Annotated in this window: 1 protein-coding gene; it reads left to right on the forward strand. The window is 71.3% G+C overall.

Annotated elements, in window-relative coordinates:
- Nucleotides 1-1,838: type I polyketide synthase (locus KN815_RS46300; protein ID WP_216347785.1), on the forward strand; the 1,838-nt coding region annotated here is incomplete at both ends.

Below are 1,838 nucleotides of genomic sequence, written 5' to 3' on the forward strand. Positions count from 1 at the left end.
CAGGAGCGGGATGGGGACCGGCCGTTGTGGCTGGGCTCCATCAAGTCCAACATCGGTCATACGCAGGCCGCCGCCGGTGTCGCGGGCATCATCAAGATGGTGCTGGCGATGCGGCACGGTGTGCTGCCGCAGACATTGCATGTGGACGCGCCGTCGCCGCATGTGGACTGGTCGGCGGGCGCCGTATCGCTGCTGACCGAGCAGGTGGAATGGCCGGAGACCGGCCGCCCGCGCCGCGCGGGTGTGTCGTCCTTCGGGCTCAGTGGCACCAACGCGCACACCATCATCGAGCAGGCCCCGGCCCCGGCCCTTCCGGTCGCGCCGACCGAGGAGCCCGCGCCGCGCCCTCTGCCCGCGCTGCCGTGGCTGCTGTCGGCCAAGGACGGTCAGGCGCTGCACGCCCAGGCCGCACAGCTCGCCACCCACCTCCGCACCCACCCCGAACTGAGCGCGACCGACCTCGCCTTCTCGCTCGCCACCAGCCGCACCGCGCTGGAACAGCGCGCGGCGCTCATCACCACTGACCGCGAGACGTTCCTCGCGGGCCTGGACGCGGTGGCCCGGGGCGAGTCCGCGCCGTCCGTGGTCGAGGGGGCGGTTGCCGAGGGCAAGGTGGCGTTCCTGTTCACGGGGCAGGGGAGTCAGCGGCTGGGGATGGGGCGTGAGTTGTATGACGCCTACCCGGTGTTCTCGGATGCGCTGGAAGAGGTGTGTGCGCATCTGGAGCTGCATCTGGAGCGGCCGCTGCGGGATGTTCTCTTCGGGGATGACGCGGAGGCGCTGGATCGGACGGGGTTCACTCAGCCCGCTTTGTTCGCGGTTGAGGTGGCGCTGTTCCGGTTGGTCGAGGCGTGGGGTCTGACACCGGACTTCCTCTCCGGGCACTCCATCGGTGAGCTGGCCGCCGCGCATGTGGCGGGTGTGTTGTCGCTGGCGGATGCGGCGCAGTTGGTGGCGGCGCGTGGGCGGTTGATGCAGGAGCTTCCGGCCGGTGGCGCGATGGTCGCGGTGCAGGCGTCGGAGGACGAGGTCACGCCGCTGCTGACCGAGCGGGTCAGCATTGCCGCGCTCAATGGGCCCACGTCGGTGGTGATCGCGGGTGATGAGGACGAGGCTGTCGCGATTGCGGCGGGCTTCGAGGCGCAGGGCCGGAAGACCAAGCGGCTCACGGTCAGCCACGCGTTCCACTCGCCGCGCATGGACGGCATGCTGGACGCGTTCCGGGAGGTTGCGGAGGGGCTGTCGTACGAGGCGCCGCGCATCCCGATCGTCTCCAACCTCACCGGTGGCGTGGTGGCCGCCGAGGAGATCACGACACCCGACTTCTGGGTGCGCCACGTCCGCGAGGCCGTCCGCTTCCTCGATGGTGTGCGGACGCTGGAAGCGGAGGGTGTGACGACCTTCGTCGAACTGGGCCCCGACGGCGTTCTCTCCGCGATGGCGCAGGAGTGCGTGACCGGCGAGGACGCCGCGTTCGCCGCCGCGCTGCGGAAGGGGCGCGCGGAGGCCGAGTCGGTGACCGCCGCCCTCGCCGTGTTGCATGTCCGGGGCCAGTCCCTGGACTGGGGTGGCTACTTCGAGGGCACCGGGGCCCGGCGGGTCGAGCTGCCGACGTACGCCTTCCAGCGCACGCGGTACTGGTGGGAGGAGGCCCCGGCGGCGGAGGTTGCCGCGTCCGGCGGTGCCGTTGACGGGCGGTTCTGGGATGTGGTGGAGCGCGGGGATGTGGCCGCGTTGGCTGCGGAGCTGGCGGTGGATCCGGGGGTTTCGCTGGGTGAGGTGCTGCCCGCGTTGTCGTCGTGGCGGCGGCAGGAGTCGGTGCGTTCGGCGGTTGATGG

This window comes from Streptomyces niphimycinicus (assembly GCF_018883605.1).
In the GTDB taxonomy this organism is placed as follows: domain Bacteria; phylum Actinomycetota; class Actinomycetes; order Streptomycetales; family Streptomycetaceae; genus Streptomyces; species Streptomyces niphimycinicus.